This is a genomic window from Mesorhizobium sp. M2C.T.Ca.TU.002.02.1.1, assembly GCF_003997225.1.
Genome location: NZ_RZTO01001446.1, coordinates 1 through 618, shown reverse-complemented (window position 1 = coordinate 618; position 618 = coordinate 1). Strand labels below are relative to the sequence as shown.

1 protein-coding gene is annotated in these 618 nt (G+C 73.1%); it reads left to right on the top strand.

Annotation, left to right across the window (positions count from 1 at the left end; all coding sequences use genetic code 11):
* Positions 1 to 16: 16 nt before the first annotated feature.
* Positions 17 to 618, top strand: a 602-nt coding sequence (locus EOD07_RS36675; RefSeq protein ID WP_281059125.1) for a sigma factor, incomplete at its 3' end; no start/stop codon positions are given.

Here is a 618-nt window from a genome sequence, read left to right as displayed (position 1 = left end):
GGATGATCGCTCGGAGATCGCGCGGGCGGCGGCGGAAGCGGCCGCCCGGCGCAGCTACGGCAAGCTGGTCGCGTGGTTGGCGGCGCGCACGCGCGACGTCGCCGGCGCTGAGGACGCGCTGGCCGATGCCTTCGCCGCCGCGCTGGAACGCTGGCCGCGAACCGGCGTGCCGGAGCAGCCGGAAGCCTGGCTGCTGTCGGTGGCGCGCCGGCGCGACGTCGACGCGGTGCGGCGACGGCTGACCGGCGAGGCGGCGCGCGATCATCTGCAGCTGATCGCCGAGGAGATGGAGGCGCGCATGAATGGCGAGGAGCTGCCCGACGACCGGTTGCGGCTGATGTTCGCCTGCGCCCATCCGGCGATCGAAGCCAGCGTGCGCGCGCCGCTGATCCTGCAGACCATCCTCGGTTTCGACGCCGCGACCATCGCCTCGGCCTTCCTGGTCTCGCCGGCGACGATGGGACAGCGGCTGGTGCGGGCCAAGGCGCGCATCCGCGAGACGGGAATCCCGTTCCGCGTGCCGGAGCAGGCGGAGCTCGGCGAGCGGCTGGGCGCCGTGCTGGAAGCAATTTACGCCACCTTCGCCGAAGGCTGGTCTGACCCGACCGGCACCGATAC